The 17,959-nt window shown below is 57.3% G+C and carries 13 protein-coding genes and 1 rRNA gene; 10 read left to right on the forward strand and 4 right to left on the reverse strand.

Annotation, left to right across the window (positions count from 1 at the left end; translation table 11 throughout):
* Both HQL52_12095 and ccsA read right to left on the reverse strand, forming a co-directional pair.
* Nucleotides 1-220 (reverse strand): 16S ribosomal RNA (locus HQL52_12095); the annotation flags it as partial.
* A gap of 363 nt (nt 221-583) precedes the next feature.
* Nucleotides 584-1,411, reverse strand: coding sequence for a cytochrome c biogenesis protein CcsA (gene ccsA / locus HQL52_12100; protein ID MBF0370188.1), 828 nt, complete (start codon nt 1,409-1,411; stop codon nt 584-586).
* Nucleotides 1,412-1,477: 66 nt separating this feature from the next.
* On the opposite strand from ccsA, the gene ispD reads away from it, so the two are divergent.
* The 3 genes from ispD to HQL52_12115 all read left to right on the forward strand — a co-directional run bounded on the left by ispD (nt 1,478) and on the right by HQL52_12115 (nt 3,196).
* Entirely contained in the window at nt 1,478-2,230 is a 753-nt protein-coding gene (gene ispD / locus HQL52_12105; GenBank protein ID MBF0370189.1) for a 2-C-methyl-D-erythritol 4-phosphate cytidylyltransferase, read from the forward strand.
* Nucleotides 2,227-2,727: a 2-C-methyl-D-erythritol 2,4-cyclodiphosphate synthase gene (locus HQL52_12110; protein MBF0370190.1), complete on the forward strand. Its 501-nt coding sequence runs from the start codon at nt 2,227-2,229 to the stop codon at nt 2,725-2,727. The genes ispD and HQL52_12110 overlap by 4 nt, the downstream gene beginning before the upstream one ends.
* A 139-nt stretch (nt 2,728-2,866) precedes the next feature.
* Nucleotides 2,867-3,196: a PilZ domain-containing protein gene (locus tag HQL52_12115; protein MBF0370191.1), complete on the forward strand. Its 330-nt coding sequence runs from the start codon at nt 2,867-2,869 to the stop codon at nt 3,194-3,196.
* Between the two features lie 113 nt (nt 3,197-3,309).
* Here HQL52_12115 and HQL52_12120 read toward each other — a convergent pair whose 3' ends face one another.
* On the reverse strand, nt 3,310-3,777 hold the full coding sequence (locus HQL52_12120) for a DNA polymerase III subunit chi (GenBank protein ID MBF0370192.1): 468 nt from the start codon (nt 3,775-3,777) through the stop codon (nt 3,310-3,312).
* Between the two features lie 6 nt (nt 3,778-3,783).
* Nucleotides 3,784-5,304, reverse strand: coding sequence for a leucyl aminopeptidase (locus HQL52_12125; GenBank protein MBF0370193.1), 1,521 nt, complete (start codon nt 5,302-5,304; stop codon nt 3,784-3,786).
* Between the two features lie 154 nt (nt 5,305-5,458).
* Between HQL52_12125 and lptF the strand changes: the two genes are divergently transcribed.
* The 7 genes from lptF (at nt 5,459) to HQL52_12160 (ending at nt 17,953) form a co-directional block, all read left to right on the forward strand.
* Nucleotides 5,459-6,634, forward strand: a complete 1,176-nt coding sequence (gene lptF, locus HQL52_12130) for an LPS export ABC transporter permease LptF (protein ID MBF0370194.1) — start codon at nt 5,459-5,461, stop codon at nt 6,632-6,634.
* 6 nt (nt 6,635-6,640) lie between these two features.
* Entirely contained in the window at nt 6,641-7,729 is a 1,089-nt protein-coding gene (gene lptG / locus HQL52_12135) for an LPS export ABC transporter permease LptG (GenBank protein MBF0370195.1), read from the forward strand.
* Between the two features lie 18 nt (nt 7,730-7,747).
* Complete coding sequence (miaA, locus tag HQL52_12140) at nt 7,748-8,815, forward strand: tRNA (adenosine(37)-N6)-dimethylallyltransferase MiaA (GenBank protein MBF0370196.1); 1,068 nt, start codon at nt 7,748-7,750, stop codon at nt 8,813-8,815.
* Between the two features lie 181 nt (nt 8,816-8,996).
* Nucleotides 8,997-13,052, forward strand: a complete 4,056-nt coding sequence (locus HQL52_12145) for an SUMF1/EgtB/PvdO family nonheme iron enzyme (GenBank protein MBF0370197.1) — start codon at nt 8,997-8,999, stop codon at nt 13,050-13,052.
* A 206-nt stretch (nt 13,053-13,258) separates the two neighbouring features.
* Nucleotides 13,259-13,765 (forward strand): hypothetical protein, encoded by a 507-nt coding sequence (locus tag HQL52_12150; GenBank protein MBF0370198.1) that lies wholly within the window; start codon nt 13,259-13,261, stop codon nt 13,763-13,765.
* Nucleotides 13,762-16,344, forward strand: a complete 2,583-nt coding sequence (mutS, locus tag HQL52_12155) for a DNA mismatch repair protein MutS (protein ID MBF0370199.1) — start codon at nt 13,762-13,764, stop codon at nt 16,342-16,344. Before HQL52_12150 ends, mutS begins: the two co-directional genes overlap by 4 nt.
* A 307-nt stretch (nt 16,345-16,651) precedes the next feature.
* Entirely contained in the window at nt 16,652-17,953 is a 1,302-nt protein-coding gene (locus tag HQL52_12160) for a DUF560 domain-containing protein (GenBank protein ID MBF0370200.1), read from the forward strand.
* The last annotated feature ends 6 nt before the right edge of the window (nt 17,954-17,959 follow it).

Genomic DNA, 17,959 nt, shown 5'->3' on the forward strand with positions numbered 1-17,959 from the left:
TCTGGCTTTTGGAGCTGTTTCCGAGCCTTGCGGAGTTTGGCTGAATAAAAATGCGCTTTTGTGAAATTAAGGTGTTGTCCCAGACCCCAGGGTAGGTATCCACGTGTTACTCACCCGTTCGCCACTCGTCAGCACTCCGAAGAGCCTGTTACCGTTCGACTTGCATGTGTTAAGCGTACCGCCAGCGTTCGTTCTGAGCCAGGATCAAACTCTCCGAATATATTCAGAGTTTACGCACCTAACTTACAAACACTAGAGTATGAACTCTTAATTCGAAAGTCAGGTCTTAGTTTAAAGCTGAAGACCAAACGCCAAATCAAGCGCCCACACCGATGATTACCTCGTCCTGTCAAAGAGCAATCTCTTGCGAAGTGCTGTTGCCTTTTTCGCTAGAGTCTCTCGGGGAGTGCTGTTGCCTTTTCCCGGAGAGCCTTTTGAGGAGTTGCTGTGTGCCGTTCCTCAAGAGCCCGCAGATACTAACCCAACAGGGGGGGGTGGTCAACATACAAAATTAAATGATATTTCGATTGAATTTCAATCACTTAACAAAACACACCCCTTTTTGACCCAATTTAATTTCAGATTAATTCAAACCCGACCCTCCCAACACAAACTCCGTCACGAACTTCACCCCCAGCCAGGCCAAGGCCAGGAAGCCATAGCCAGAGAGGGTAAACCGCACCGCCCGCCCCCCACGCCACCCCTGATAATGGCGCCCCAGAAGCAAACTGCCGAAAACCAGCCAGGTGGCCCAGGAAAAGATCACCTTGTGGCTGAATGCAAAATAGACCCCCAGGAACTGCTTGGAAAAGACCGCACCCGTGAGAATGCTCAAGGTGAGAAGGAAGAACCCCAGACGCACACTAAAGAAGAGAACCTCCTCCACGGCATCCAATGGCGGCAGCATGGTAAACATCCGCCCCAGGTGTTTGGTACGCAGAGCGTGCTCCTGAAAGGCAGAGAGCAGAGCCAGAATCGCGGCCACGCTCAAAATGCCATAGGCCACCATGGAAAGAACCATGTGGGATACCAGCCAGGGATCGACCATCTCCCTCAACGGCACCTCCTGGCTTGGCAACAGCTGGGAAACCAGAAGCAGGATCAACATCAGCGGTAGCAGCAACACCCCGACCGAGCGGGCTTCCTGGCGACGCAAGCGCCATCCGGCCAAATAGAGAAAACCCAATACCAGTGCCAACCATTCCAGAGAGATGGAAAGATTAAACGGCATCTGGCCCTGGCTTTCAGCCACCTGGGGGACAATGATCCCCACCTGGGCCAACCAGCCACCAGCCACCAGCCACCACGGAATGACAGCGGGGTGATAGCTGCCCCTCAGGTGATTCAAAATGACCAGAGCAGCCCCAATGCCATAGCCGCCCACCGCCGCCCAGAACAAATACTCGGTCATGCCCCGCTCCCGAAAATGGAATCCCCGGTTGACAAAAGGGTATCCGTTTTTTCTACTCCATTCATCATGAAAATCATAGAGCCTATTGATGAAAGATCTCTCTGCCCCATGATCGTGGTGGCGGCAGGCCAGGGACACCGCTTTGGTGGCGAACGCCCCAAGCAGTATATTGAGCTTGGGGGCAAGCCTATTCTTTACCATACCCTGGCCCATCTCCACGGCACGCCTCTCATTCCCTATATCCTGCCGGTGATCGCCCCGGATGGAAAAGAACTCTGGGAAGAGTGGATCGGCCCCCATCTGTCGACACTGCCCAAGGTGCTGCCGCCGGTATTGGGTGGTGTGGAGCGTCAGGATTCGGTCTATCTGGCCCTGAAGCGCCTACAGTCCGATTCACCGGAAGAGGGGATGAACACCCCACCGGAGTGGATCGGGATCCATGACGGAGTCCGCCCCCTGGTTTACCCGTCTCTCCTGGCCAGGCTACTGGATGCCCGAAAGGAGAGTGACGCCCTCATCGCCGCCATTCCCGCCCAGGATACCGTGAAACAGGTAAACGCCGAAGGCGCTATCGAAAAAACCCTCGACCGCTCTACCCTGTGGCTGGCTCAAACCCCTCAAATTTTCCGTTACCGGTTGATTATGGATGCCCACGAGCAAGCCAGGCGCGATCATTATACAGGTACCGACGATGCCTCTCTGTTGGAACGGCTGGGTATTCAACCCAAAGTGGTGACGGGGGATGCCCGCAACCTCAAGATTACCCGACCCGAGGAGCGCCATCTGGCGGAATTTCTCTTGCAGCAGGAGATATCATGAATATACGCGTGGGACAGGGGTTCGACGTACACCGCTGGATCGATGGCAGACCCTTGATGTTGGGAGGGGTACACATTCCCCACCATCAGGGGCTGTTAGGTCATTCCGATGCCGACGTGCTGATCCATGCCCTGATGGACGCCCTCCTGGGAGCTGCAGGCTTGGGAGATATCGGACAACATTTTCCTGACAGCGACAGCCGCTATAAAGGGATCGACAGCTGCAAGCTCATGGCCCACGTCCACGCTCTCCTTAAAGAAAGGGGCTATCGACCGGTCAATCTGGATAGCACCATCATCTGCCAAAAACCGAAGCTGGCCCCCTTTATGCCCCAGATGCGCCGCATCCTGGCGGATATTCTGGAAATCACTCCGGATGAGATCAACATCAAAGCGACCACCACCGAAAAGTTGGGCTTTACCGGTCGCAACGAAGGGGTCGCCGCCATGGCCACGGTGTTGATCCAACGTGTGGCAGATAGCGACGCAACTCTTTGATCGAATGTTTTTTTTGACCGAAGATCCGAGCCAGGATCAGGAAGGGAATTTATTATGCTGCTAAATATCCATTTTTACCGTATCCTCAAAAACTATAAATAATACGCATTCAGTCAAAAATTTTCTGGAGAACCCCATCATGACCACCACCGGCTCCCAAACACCCCGGAAGCCACTGACACCAGCGGACAACCTCGACAATCGGCGAGGACATCAACGTCGCTCCTCCCGCTCCCGGGGCATGCTGATCCACGAAGGTTTGGGCTATCCGGTCTCTCTGGTGGATATCAGCTTGAAGGGATTTGGCATTCTCTCCAAAACCCAGCCGATCATGCCTGGTGAGATGGTTACCCTGGAGCTTTCGGGAGAGTATGGCGCCAACGCCTTTTCCTGCTTTGTGGTCTATTGCAAAGAACAGATGGATGGCTTCCTGATTGGTCTTTCAGTCTACTCCCCCATACCGATCTGACCCCTCTGATCCCAACACAACGCCCTTCCCCAGTCCCACTGAACCCAGGATTGACCCTTTCCGGCCAGCCTCCTGAAAAACCAACCAGCCTCCCGAGAGTCGCTTCATTGGGTTCATTTTTTCTTCCAGGCGCCATCCGGGGTCTGGATCCAATATTCCATGTCGCAGCCTCGATCCCGATAGTGGCGATAACGCTCCCGACTCATGGCCAGGGCGTTGGGATTGTCGCCATCGACAAAATCGATGATCAAGTCGAATCGTTGGGGATCCGGCAAAGGAATAGGGGCAGCCAGGATGGCCACCGTGGCCCCGTTCATATCCTGGGGGGTGGATGAGAGCAGCACCGGTTGCCGCTCGGCTTCATCCCGACCATGAATGCCGTGGGGCAAAAAACCGTCCACCGGTTCCCGCCACAACAGATCATCCAGGTGCATGGCGCGATGGCCATCTCCCGCGACCACACAGGATTTAAGTCCCTTTTCGAAAGCCTTGGTGGCAATTCGGGCCAAAGCGCGCTCCAGGGGAGTGGCTCCCAGCTGATAAAAACGGGCGGTCGGTTGGCCTTCCCGGCTGCGGGCCATGATGGATCACTCCAGAGGTTTTTTGACAAATTCACACAACAGCCGCACCCCAAACCCCACCGAACCCTTGGGAACATGAGGGCGTTTGCCGCTGGTATCCCAAGCGGTGCCAGCGATATCCAGGTGGGCCCAGGGACGTCCTTTTTCGACAAAACGGGAGAGGAAACAAGCCGCCGTGATGGTGCCCGCTGCCCGATCTCCTACGTTGCGAACATCCGCCACCAGCGATTTGATCTGCTCCTGGTAGCTATCAAAAAGAGGCAGTGGCCAAGCCCGCTCACCGCTCTTTTCACCAGCCTGTTGCAGGCGCGCCAAAAGATCCTGGTTATTGCCCATCAAACCACAGGCGTGCTGACCCAACGCCACCACACACGCGCCCGTCAGAGTCGCCAGATCGATGATGGTGTGGGGCTTGAAGCTTTCGGCGTGGTGCAGAGCGTCCGCCAATACCAAGCGACCCTCTGCATCGGTGTTGATCACCTCGACAAACACCCCCTTGGCGGTTTTGATGATGTCTCCCGGGCGCTGGGCCGTACCTGAAGGCATGTTTTCCGCCGCTGGGATAATCCCCACGACATTGATGGGGAGTTCCATCCCGGCGATGGCCCGCATAAAGCCCATCACCGTTCCACCACCGCTCATGTCAAACTTCATCTCCTCCATCTTGCCACCAGGCTTGAGGGAGATCCCCCCGGAGTCGAAGGTGACCGCCTTACCCACCACCGCCAGCAACGGGGCATCCCCCCCCTTGCGGTATTCCATGGTGATGAGCCGGGGAGGATTGGCGCTCCCCTGCCCCACGGCCAGAATGGCATTCATCCCCCGACGCTTGAGGCTTTTTTCTGCCAGGATGGTGGTCTTGATGCCATAGGCCTCCCCCAGCTTTTTGGCTTCGTTCGCCAACACTTCCGGGTTGAGCATATTGCCCGGTTGGTTACCCAGATCCCGGGCCAGGGCGACCCCTTGGGCGATTTGCTCCACCCGGGAGAGGCGCTTGGCCCATTTGTTTTCATTTTTTCCATCTACCGCCAGGGAGAGCTTTTTCAAGGAACCAGCGGGCTCTTCCTGGGTGTCCCGATAGTGGTCAAAGCGATAATTTCCCAGAAATGCCCCTTCGGTAAGAGCCGCCGCAGCCTGGGATCGTTTGATGCCATTGCATTTATCGAGAGCCAAAAGCAGACAGTAGCTCTTGATGGCGGATTTGCGCGCAAGCCCCATCAGCCGTCCCCCCACAGCCCGCCATGTTTCCAGGGTGATCCGATTTGGTTTGCCCAAACCAACGAGCAAAAGCCTGTTTGCCTTCAAACCGCTGTCGGAATCCAGGGGAATCATCAGGCTTTCACCGCTCTTCCCCAGCATCCATTGGGCTTTGAGCTGACGCTCCACTTCAGCGCTCACCCCCTCGCCGAGTTGTTGCAAAGCCTCCTGGGGCTCCCCCCCTTCAAAGACCCCGGCAACGATGGTATCCCCTTTCCAGGCAACGATTTCTCCGGCATAAAGATTCACGTTGAACGATTGCTTTTGCATCTTGCATTCCTCTCTTCACGATCAATCAGAGGCCCTCCTGATCCGCATCGGGGGCACTCTTCGTTGCATTCAGGGGCAGGTTCCCTATCGGCAAAGCTGCCACAATGATGTTAATATGGCCTGAAAAGCTGTTTCACCGAAATCGACAGGATCCATGAAGCGTCTTTCCAGATATCTATTTATCGAGTGCACCCTCTCCACGCTGATTGCCGTGATGGTGCTCACCTTTGTAATCCTGCTCCCCCAGGTGTTGCGCCTGGTGGACCTGTGGGTCAACAAAGGCGTGTCGGTTTCGATCCTGGGTCAGATGACCTTGCTGGTGGTGCCCAAGTTTTTAATGGCCAGCCTGCCCATGGCCCTCCTGATCGGTATTCTCCTGGCCCTGGGAAGACTCTCCCAGGATAGCGAGATCGTGGTCATGAAGGCTTGCGGGACCAGTCTCTATCAGATTGCCCGGCCCATTTCAATTTTAGTGTTACTGGTTACCGCGCTCTCATTGTGGCTCAACTGGATCGGTATTCCCCAATCCTCCCGACTCTTTTCCAGTCTGAAGGCCGCTGTGGTCTCCACCACGACGCTGGCCATCAAACCCCGCACCTTCAACCAGGCGATACCGGGGTTGACCATTTATGTCCACGAACAGGATCAAGGGGGCAAGCGATTGCAGGGGTTGTTGATCCACGACAACCGCAATCCCGACAGACCCGTCACCCTCACCGCCCAGAGCGGCCAGCTTCATCTCACGGCCGATGGGGAGAGTGCCCTTTTTCTGGAGCAGGGGGGCCGCCATCAAAAGCTGGCGGATGGGGGCTTCAGGCAGATGAACTTTGCCACCTATGATTTGGAACTGGGGGTCTCCTTGGGGCTGAAATTCCAAAAAAATGAAGAAAAGCTCGACCAGCTGGGGGTGATGGGGCTTGCCGCCATGATCCGGGAGGGAGATCCGGAACAGACCCACAAGGCCCGACTGCTCTGGCACCGCCGCCTGGCTCTGCCTACGGCAACCTTCATATTGGGACTTCTGGCTGTTCCCCTGGGTTTACAACAATCCCACCGCTCGGGACGGGGCTATGGTTTTGTGGTGGGGGTGTTGATTTTAATCCTCCACTCATTGCTATTGGCTCTGGGCGAAGCGACTGCCAAAAAACAGCTTGCCGATCCTCTGATCGGTTTTTGGACCCCCAATCTTCTCATGGCCCTTCTCACAGCCTACGTCATGCAGACCACGGCCCAGGGACGCTCCTTCAAGGCTGCCCAATGGCTGGCACAGGTTCTGCCGACTCTCCCCAGGCGGCTACTGCGCCCGGACTCCTCCTTCGGAAAAAACTGATCCCAGATGCCAGTTATCTTTCACTATCTCTTGCATCTTTTTTTGATGGGAATCCTCAAGGTCATGGGGATTTTTGTCGGTCTTTTTTTTCTCCTCGACGGCATGGAGTCGATCCGCCGCTATAGTCAGAAGGTCAACTTCAGCTGGCCGGACTGGATGTTGTTGATGGCCTTTCGGATCCCCACTTTTTTGATCCAGTTCATGCCCTCCATCGCCCTCCTGGCCACCCTGACCGTGCTGACCAAACTGGCCCGTCAAAATGAAATCACCGTAATGCGGGCCAGTGGTGTGCCCATCTATCGGATATTGATCCCCTTTTTGATGGGGGGGGTGATCATGGCCAGCCTGCATGTGGTGGTGCAGGATCAGATCGTCCCCCGCACCAATTCCGCAGCCAACCAGGTGGTCAACCACATCAAAAACACCCCGGCTGCCAGCAACGTGGAAACCGGTGAATTGTGGCTTCGGGATGGCCAACAAATCATTCATGCTGAGCAGACCTCGGTGGAAAATGGCGCACTGCTCAAGGTGACGGTTTTTAATTTTGATACCGATCATCGTCTTTTGAATCGGGTGGAAGCCCGAAAGGGGGAAGTTCGGGAGGATAAATGGTATCTGGTGGATGGGGTCGAATATACCATGGATGGCCAAACGCCCCCCCACCCCTTTCAGCATCGATTCTGGGAGGTCAACCTCAAGACCGGTCAGTTTGACCGCACCACACCACAACCCAAATATCTCTCCTTCAACCAGCTGTGGGCCTATGCCGACCGCTTGCAAAGCGAGGGGTATGACGCCACCCCCTACTGGGTGATGCTCCACCGTAAGCTGGCCGATCCGGCGGCGACCCTCTCTGCGGTGCTTTTGGCCTTTCCCTTTTCCCTGCGGATGCATCGTATGGGCGGGGGGACCAAATCCTTGTTGGCGGGTATATTGGCGGGGTTTGGCATGTTTGTGCTGGTGGATCTTTCCAGTGCTCTGGGCTTGGGAGGCCGCCTGCCTCCAGCTTTGGCAGCCTGGGCGCCGGTGGCCTTTTTCCTGGGTATCGGTGGTTTTCTATTGAACCACCTGGCCAACCCCCACCACGGGCGTTAAAGGCAGAGTGGGTGCGCCATGACAACCACTGCCCCACTCCCATCCCCGAACCCGGACACATCCCCGACGCCAGGCTCAGCCCCATCACCAAACCTTTTCCTGCCCCCTCAGACCAATCTGATCGTGGTGCTGGGGGCTACGGCGACGGGAAAGACCGCCTTGGGGGTTCAGCTCGCCCGCCACTTCAACGGGGAGATCATCTCCGCTGATTCCAGGCAGGTCTATCGGGGGATGGATATCGGCACGGGCAAGGATCTCAAGGAGTATGGGGAGATCCCCTACCACGGCATTGATGTGGTGGAGCCGGGGGATGAATTCAGCCTGTTTGATTTTCAGACTCTCTTCGGCCAGGCTTTTCAGGAGATCCAAAGCCGCCAAAAATTACCGATTCTGGTAGGCGGGACCGGGCTCTACCTGGAAGCGGTCCTGCTGGATTATCACCTCCCCAGAGCCCCAAAAAATCAAGCCCTGCGGGAAGAGCTGGCCCCCCTGGATTTAACGATCCTTCAAAACCGACTGAAACGCGCCCGCCCCACCCAGCACAACACCACCGACCTCATCGACCGGGAGCGACTCATCCGCGCCATCGAAATAGCTGAAGCCAATGCCCCCCCTCCCCCCCAAACCCATCCAACTCCCCCCCTCAAACCCCTGGTACTGGGAATCCGCTTCGAACGCACGCAGCTGCGCAAGCGCATCACCCAACGCCTGAAAGCGCGCATGCAGGAAGGATTTATCGAAGAGGTGGCCAGGCTCCATCAGGAAGGGGTCTCCTTCAAAACCCTGGAAGCCTTCGGCCTGGAATATCGCTTCGCAGCTCTCCACCTCCAGGGCCAGCTCAACCGCAACGACATGTTCCAAAAGTTAAACTCCGCCATCCACCAATTTGCCAAACGCCAGGAGACCTGGTTTCGCAGGATGGAAAAGCGGGGGATTGTCATTCATTGGTTGCCGGGGGATGGGGAACCTTTTGAGGCATGTCTTGAATTTTTAAATGTGGAAACCCATACCGCTGAAACCAAGCACTTCACCCGGAACCAAGCCATCCGGGAACATGGCCCCCAAGCCTTTTGGGACACGCCCTAGCCATGACCCAACAAGTGACCGATATTGATTAACCGAATGCTTTGCCGCTCCCAGTCAGTGGTGTATACTTGCCCTCCCCGTGGGTATTGATTACCGGTCACGTTCATCCTGTTCGGTGATGCCCTTTTTTTAAACTCCGGGGAAAGCTGTTTCCCGGCAACGCCATTCTTCGGAATCATTTATGGAAAACGGCAGCACCCTGGCGGATGGCCGCTATACCATTCTGGAACAACTGGGCCAGGGCACCCTGGGGCCTAGCTATCTGGCTCGGGAAGCCCGCTCGGGCATCCCCGTGGTGATCAAACCCATGCCCCAGGAAGTGACCCGTGAAGAGCGGGAGCTGGGGGAGTTGATTCGCCATTTTCAGCTGGTCCACTCTCTGGAACACCCCCATATCGCCTCGGCCCACACCCTGGAATATGATGCCGCCAAAAGCTTCCATTTTTTGGTGTTGGAACATGTCGAAGGGTTGAACCTCCAGGATTTTCTCAGCTCCCAACCGGAAGGCAAGGTTCCGGTTTCGGTGGCTTCGGGCATCGTTCGGCAGCTGGCGGATGCCCTGGATTTTACCCACCGCACCACCCTGCATCGCAATCTCAAGCCCGAAAACATCATTCTGGGCCCCAAGGGGGATATCAAACTTCTCGATTTTCAGCTGGTCTCCGACAAAATTCTCGCTGCTTGCGCCACCACCGGCGCCAAAGGTCGGCGGCGCACCCAGCACTATATGGCGCCGGAATACTATTATGGTTTCCCCCCCCCCGGCCCCGCCGCAGACCGCTATGCCCTGGCGGCGATCTTTCACGAATTGGTCTCCGGACGTCCCCCCTTTCAATCGGAAGATTTTCAGGAGCTGCGCAACGCCGTCTGCAAAGCCGACCCCACCCCCCTCAAAGAGCTGAGTCGTCGGCAAAACAGTCTGCTCATGCAGTCCCTGGCCAAGGATCCGGGCAATCGTCCTGCGACGGCTGGGGAGTTTGCCAGTGCGGTCAATCCCCCCCTCTTCGCCTCTTCAGGACTCCCCTGGAAATCGGCCATATTGGTGGGGCTGCTCCTGGCCGGGGGATATCTATGGCATACCCGCCCGCCAACCACCGAAAATCCATCCACCCCGGTCGCCACCATTCTGGAGCGGTTTCAGCCCCCACCTCCCGTGGTGGAGCCCCCCGCTCCCGCCAAGGTCAATGAGGTCAATAAGACCGCTACCCGGGATAACACCCTGGTGCTGAGAATTCGCAGCCGTCCCGGTGGCGCCAAAGTTTTGCTGGATGGCAAACCCCTGGGCAACACCCCCTTTGTGACCGGACGGGTGCCGGTGGGCAATCATCTGCTGCGTCTGGAAAAACAGAATTATCAACCCTTTGAAATGGATGTCAATCTGTCAGCGGACACCATCGTTGACTTGAGCCTCGATCCTCTGCCACCCGACACCTCCCCCGTTGAACGAGAGAGCCCCACCCAGATGGCGATGGCGGGATCATCGGCTTCGGCCAAATCCTCTCAAAAGGCAGGGCTGACGAGATCGAAGACAAAGAGCGGTGGGCAACAATCGACGGCTTCGGCAGCTCCAAGCAGAGACAGCCGGAAAACCGCGTCGAAAACCACTGGAACCACGAAAAGCGACCAAAGCCAGGAAAAAGTCACCCAATCGGCGCAACACGCCTCAAACCAAACTCAAAAAGCGCAACAGGCTGCCCAGAAAAAAGAGGCCACTCAAAAGGCCGCCCAAGAAGCTGAGCAAGCGGCTCAAAGGGAAGATCGTATTGACGATCTGGTAGCCCGGGCTGAAGCCGATCTGGATGCCTGGCGTCTCTCCCATCCACCGGGAAACAACGCCCTGGAAAAATTTCGTCAGGTTCTGGATCTTGATCCCAACAACACCCTGGCCAACGACGGCCTCAAACGCATCGTCAACCGCTATCTCGATCTGGCCCGCAACGCCGGAGAGGATATGGCCCGGGTGGAACGCCATCTGGAGCTGGCCAGCGCCATTATTCCCGATGATCCCGGCATTGCCCTCTTCCGGGAAGAGTTGATTGAAGGCCCCACCGCCGACGAGCAAGACCCCACTGCCGGGCATGAGGAAGTTCAGGAACTTTTGGCCGAAGCCCGACAGGATATGCGCTCGTTGCGCCTGACCCGTCCAGAGGGGGAAAATGCCCTGGAAAAATATGAGGCCGTACTCAAGCTGGATCCAGGCAACAGCGAAGCCCAAGCAGGCATCGACCATATCGTCGCCAAGCTGGTTCCCCTGGCCCGGGCTGACCTGAACTCCCAGCGCCTCACCCGGCCCAAGGGTCGAAACGCTCTACACAAATATCGCCAGATTTTGCGGCTTGACCCCGACAATCCCGATGGTCGGGCAGGTGTTGCGGTGATCGTCGAACAGCTCCTGACCCTGGCCGAGGTGGACATCACTCAAAAACGCCTCTCCCAGCCGGAAGGCAACAACGCCTTTTTCAAATATCGCACGGTCCTGGAGCTGGATCCCGGCAACCAAAAGGCCAATGAAGGGTTGCAGCGTATCGCCAACCGCTACCATGAAATGGCCCAAAAAGAAGAGCCGGGCTCCAAAAGCCGTAAGTGGTTCCGGGGACTTGCCAAGGCGGTTTTGGCCAAACAGTCCGATGCCACCTCCTCTTCGGAAGTCACCCCGGTGGCTGCTGCCAAATCCACCTCCCGCTCTCAACGAACACGAGCCACCCAAACCTATGGAAGTCGCTCCAGCAGCTCTTCCAGAATCGAAGCCTCCGCTGAAACTGACACGGAGACAACAACGGGTCAAACTTCCCGGAACAAGAGCCAGACCAAAACCTCTACCGCAACATCCGGGATAAAAACAGCCCCACCAGCTGATCCGAAGACGGTGCAAAGGCTCCTGGACCAAGGCCGCAAATATCTGTATGCCAACCGCCTGACCCGACCGGAAGGCGAAAACGCCCTCGACAGCTATCAGAAGGCGCTCTATCTCGACCCCGACAACAGCCGGGGCAAGGCGGGGCTCACCATCATCGCCAAACGTCTGGTAGCTTTTGGCGACAAGGATCTGGCCGCGAGCAGGCTCACCCGTCCCCCCGGAAGAAACGCCCTGGCCCGCTACACCAAAGCCCTGGAGATCGACCCGGATAACGAGCAGGCCAAACAGGGCATCAACGCCATTGTGGAAAACTATCTGGCACGGGCCGACCGGGCCGGAAGCACCAACCCACAGAGTGCCAGCCAATATCTGGATCGCGCTGAAGCGATCTCCCCCCAGGATCCACGGATTCGCCAAGCCCGGGAAAAGTGGGGGCTTGAGGTGCGTGATAACTGGTCCTCCCGGGAATCGACCCCGGAAGAGGTGATGGCCGACAGCCCCCCCTTAAGAGCGGATGAGGAGAGCTTCTTTCCTGAAGAGACAACCTCGGACGAAGCGGATCTGGCGACTGAAAACCTGCCGGTAGAACAATCCCCCGAAGAAGTGGATCGGGAGAGCGCCTCCCCCCCCCTCTACAACCCGCCATCAAACCAGCTCTGGCGTGATGCCACCACCGGCATGGCTTTTGTCCAAATCCCCGGAGGCTGTGATAAAATGGGCAGCAACCACGGCGATTTCGACGAAGCCCCCGTACATGATATCTGTCTGGACAGCTACTGGATGGGTCGTCATGAGGTCACCCAGGGACAGTGGAATGCGGTGATGGGGGCTGGCAACAACCCCTCCAAATTTCGTCAGGGGGACAACTACCCGGTGGAGACGGTCTCCTGGAAGGATGTGCAGGGTTTCATTCAAAGACTCAACACCATGGGGCCGGACCAATTCCGCCTGCCGACTGAAGCGGAGTGGGAGTTTGCCTGCCGGGTGGGCAAGGCGGCCCCCTTTCATTTTGGTGGCACAATCACCGCAAGCCAGGCCAACTATAACGGCACCTACACCTATAAAAATGAAAGCCCCGGGGAATACCGCCGAGCCACCACCCCGGTGGGACAATTCCCCCCCAACGGCTTCGGCCTGTTCGATCTTCACGGCAATGTCTATGAATGGGTGGCGGACCAATACGAAAAAGATTACTATGGAAACTCCCCCAGAGATAATCCCCAAGGAGGCAACAGCCTCGATGACTTTCGCATCTTGCGCGGGGGAGCGTGGTACAGCAATCCCGGCAACCTGCGTTGCAGCTACCGCTATCGGGGGCGCGCCGATAATAGAAACTACGGCAACGGCTTTCGCCTGGTCCGACTGGATGACCAACCCTGATCAGACTTGGCTGGGTACGTGGACCGGCACGAGGGTGGACAAGATAGCCCGTCAAAACCCGGCAGACGGGAAAATGGACCTAACCCGGGTATGAAAAAAAACGAATCAGGTGGGTGGTGGTTTAAATAACAGGACTACCCCTCATCTGAATGTGACTTGAACCCTAAAATGACCAAAATACCTTGAATCGCACCAAGATCCTAATCATGGCCGCTCTGGCTGCCTTCTTCATCAGCGCCGCCCTTGAGAACTGGAACAGCGAAAACATTTCGCTGCCGGATACCATTCTCACGGGGGCACTGCTGTTCTATATCTGGCAAACCATTCGCCGTACGGCTGGTTCCCAGGATGAACGCCCCCCTGCCTCCTCCTCCCCTGAAAAAAAGGAAGAGCAGGCAACTCCCGAAGAAGCAGAGGAAAAAGTGGCAGAAAAAACCGCCACCCCCCCCTTCCAGCCTCAAAATTCCGAGAGCGATGCCGAGGAGCAGACCATCCTTCACATCCCCCCCTGGACCATTGTGGAGAAGGGCAAAATTCTGGGCAACTTTCGGGATAACCCCATCCCCTCCTGGATTCGTACTTCTGACAACCGGAAGGCGGTTTATGCGGGGATCGCTCCGGATACTCTGCCGGACAACTGCGCCTGCCTGGAAATTCCCAGCCGGGGCGAGCTGATCATTCCACCGGGGCTCATCTACGCCATCCGCTCATGAAGCCACCCCGCCAAACCCCCATGATGGCCCAGTTTTTGGCCATCAAGGCGGACTATCCGGATCTGCTGCTCTTCTACCGGATGGGGGATTTTTACGAACTGTTTTTGGAAGACGCCAAAATTGCCGCACCAGTATTGGAGATTGCCCTCACCCATCGGGGCAAATCCGGGGGCAAGCCCATTCCCATGGCCGGGGTACCGGTTCATGCGGTGCAGACCTATCTACGCAAGCTGGTTCAGGCGGGATTCAAGGTGGCCATCTGTGAACAGATGGAGCCCCCGGGCAAATCCAAAGGTCCGGTTCGCCGGGAGGTGGTGCGGGTAGTCACTCCGGGCACCCTCACCGAAGACGACCTTCTCACCGCCCGCTCCAACAACTTTCTAGCGGCTCTCGCCCCCCCCCAAGGCAAAAAAGAGGAGATCGGCATTGCCGCCCTCGATCTTTCCACCGGGCAGTTTCAGGTCAGTCTGGTCAACTCCTGGGACCGAGCCGCAGCCGAGCTTTCCGGCTTTGATCCTGCCGAGGTGATCATCCCCGATGAGTGGACCCTGCCTGATGCCTTAAGCGAGTGGCAAGAGCGGACCACGGGGCTGGGGGCTTGGGAATTTGATCCACCCACGGCCAAACAAACCCTCTTTGACCACTTTCAGGTGGCCACTCTGGAGGGGTTCGGCATTCACGACGCCCCCCCCTGCCAAGGAGCCGCTGGGGCGCTGATCGCCTACTGCCGGGAGACCCAAAAAGGCAACTTTGCCCACGTCACCGGACTCTCACGGATCTATTCGGACGACACGCTGATTCTGGACGACAACTGCCGCCGCAACCTGGAACTCAACCGCGCCCTGCGGGATGGTCGGCGGGAGGGCAGCCTCCTGGGGGTGTTGGATGTCACCATCACCGCCATGGGTGCGCGACGCATGACCCAATGGCTCAACCGCCCTTTGCAGGATGTGGCCCTCATCCGAAAACGTCAGGACGCCGTTGCCTGGCTCCTGGATCATCCAAGACAGCGGGAAGAGGTGCGGGAAGGGCTGCGGGGGGTGCATGATATGGAACGGCTCCTGGGGCGCATCGCTCTGGGCCGCGCCTCACCGAGAGATTTGGGTTCCCTCCGCCAGACCCTGGCCGCCCTGCCAGCCCTCGAAGCCACCTTCCGGGAAGATGATCCCCCCCCGCTGCTCCAGAAGATCGGCCAAAATCTATCCGGCCACGACCAGCTCTCCCAGCAGCTGCAGACCACCCTGGCCGACACCCTCCCCGTAGCCCTGAAGGATGGCGACGTCATCCGGAGCGGTTTTCATCCCGACCTTGACGATTTTCGTAAAATATCCAAGGCCGGAAAAGAATATCTCGGGGAGCTGGAAAAGCAGGAAAGAGAGAAGACCGGCATCCCCAGCTTGAGGATCCTCTTCCACCGCACCTTCGGCTATACGATTCAGGTGACCAACACCCATCGGGATAAGGTTCCCTATAACTATATCCACAAACAGACCATGGCCAACGCCGTGCGTTATATCACCGAGGAGCTGAAAGAGGAGGAGGAAAAAATTCTCCATGCCGAGGAGCGACTGGTAGCCCTTGAAGCCCAGCTCTTCAGCACCCTGGCCCAAGAGGTGGCAGGGCATGCCCAGGCTTTGCAAAGCACGGCCCAGTCACTGGCCACCCTGGATCTTCTGACCGCATTTGCCCAGATCGCCGACCAGCGGGATTATACCCGGCCCATCGTCGATGAAGAGGACACCATTCACATTCGCCAGGGGCGTCATCCGGTGGTGGAGGCCTTTGCCGACGACGACTTTGTACCCAACGACACCACCTTGGATACCGAGGAAAACCGCTTGGCGCTCATCACCGGCCCCAACATGGCGGGTAAATCCACCCTCATGCGCCAGGTGGCTCTGATCGTGTTGATGGCCCACACCGGCTCCTTTGTCCCAGCCCGGGAGGCCCGCATCGGTCTCACCGATCGCATTTTCACCCGAGTGGGTGCTGCTGACGATCTGGCGGGGGGGCGCTCCACCTTCATGGTGGAGATGACCGAAGCCGCCCACATTCTCCACCATGCCGGTCCCCGTTCTCTGGTGATCCTCGATGAAATAGGCCGGGGCACCTCCACTCTGGATGGCTTGGCCATCGCTTGGGCGGTGACCGAATATATCCACTCCAAGTGTCGCTCCCGAACCCTCTTCGCGACCCACTTTCATGAACTCACCGAACTTGAGCGTTTAAAGCCGGGTATCGTCAATTTTACGGTGGAGGTGAAGGAGTGGCAGGAAAAAATTCTCTTTCTCCACACCATCGCCCGGGGTGCCGCTGATCGCTCCTACGGCATCCACGTCGCCCAACTGGCTGGCCTGCCCCCCGCCGTCATCAACCGGGCCCAAGAGGTACTCACCGAGCTTGAAGCCACGGAGATGAAAAAACAGCCCCCCTCCCCGGCCCAACCCTACACCCAGCTCTCTCTCTTCATGGAGCCCCCCCCGGAACCCGCCCTGCTGGAGCTCAAAGCCATCGACCCCGACGACCTCACCCCCCGCCAAGCCCTGGACGCCCTCTACCGCCTGAAGGGCCTCCTCTGATCGTCTGAATCCTCTTTTTTTAACCCAACGAAACATCTCCCACCCCCCGGATCCGCAATCTTTTTTGACCCAACCGAATCGCTCCTGCCCTACTGAAAAACCACTAAGAACTCAAGCCCTGCCCCTCACCTGCCGAAGATATCAAGACACATTGAAACGATTTATCCATCCGGCACAGCAATGACCGGTTTTCCAAAGGGCCCGCTTCATGAAAAAACATCCATTATGTCTTGGAATGGGTCTTCTGGTGAGCCTGGCCATTACAGCGCCTGTCTTTCCAGTAAAAGCCGATGGACCAGGCCCTGCCATGGCTATGGATGACCAGGATCTGGAAGCGATCAATCACCTGAGTTCAGCACAGCTCGGCCAGTTCAATCGCAAGCTCCGCCAGGCCATGGCGCTCTATTACGACAACGCCTATCCCCTGGCCCTGCCCCTCTTTCGGGAGCTGGCGGCCCAGGTGCCCACCCTGGACATTCTCTACTGGTATGGCTTAACCGCTCTGCGCAGCCAACAGCCCGACCTGGCCGTCACCAAATTTCAAGCGATGCTGGATCGTAACCCGGACCTCCACCAGGTGCGCCTGGAAAAGGCCTCTGCCCTCATGCAGCTGGGCGAGCTGGAGCGCGCCCGGGGAGAGTTGGAAATGATTTTGGCTGCCAACCCTTCTGACGGCGTCCGGATGCAGGCGGAAAAAACGCTCAGCCAAATGGCCGGGGTGGATAAACGCTTTTACGCCAACCTGCGTTTGGCGATGGGGGTCCAATACGACAGCAACATCAACGTCAGATCCGATGATCTGCCTACGGTGCTCGACACCCCCCAGGAAAAGGGTCTGGGATTTCCCGTCACCGCCACGGTGGATCTACTCTTGGATGTGGGTGAAAAGGAAAAGTGGGCCTGGCGCAATCGGTTGAACATCTACCGCATCGATTATGATGGTCTGGCGGCTTTTGATTATTCCCAATTTGACTTGGCCACCGGCCTGGAATATTTCGCCACCAACCATCATCTCAAGCTCCCGGCCGGCCTCATCACCCGTCACTATGGCCACGACGATCTTTCCGACGCCTGGTATCTGGCCCCAGAGGTCAACTGGGCCTTGAATGACCGCCTGAACCTGAAGGTCGGCTATCGGTTTGAAGAGGAATCTTTTGATGACACCGCCAACCAGGATCAGGATAACCACAGCCACACTTTTTCACTCACCCCCATCTGGCAACTCGACACCCCCCAGCCCCAGGTGATCTCCCTCCTGGGCAACCACACCCGCAAGGATGCCCAAACCAGTCAGTTTACCTATGACGCCTGGGGGATTGCCCCCACCTGGTTTGCCCACTTCGAAGAGCTGGGGGTCGATACTTACCTCCAGGCTAAGCTCTCCTACCGGGCATATGAGGGCAATGCGGTGAACGTCACGGGAACCGACTTTCCCGATGAGCGGGAAGATCGGCGCATGGGGGTAACGGCGATGGTCAACAAAACCTTTGATGAAACCTATATGGTTTCGGCCAGCTATTCGTTTGTCAGCAACGATTCCAACACCACCATCTACGATTATGACAAGAGCGTATTTGGCCTCAATTTTGGCGTCAATCTGCACAATTAAGAGCGA

This window comes from Magnetococcales bacterium, from assembly GCA_015232395.1.
GTDB lineage: Bacteria > Pseudomonadota > Magnetococcia > Magnetococcales > JADFZT01 > JADFZT01.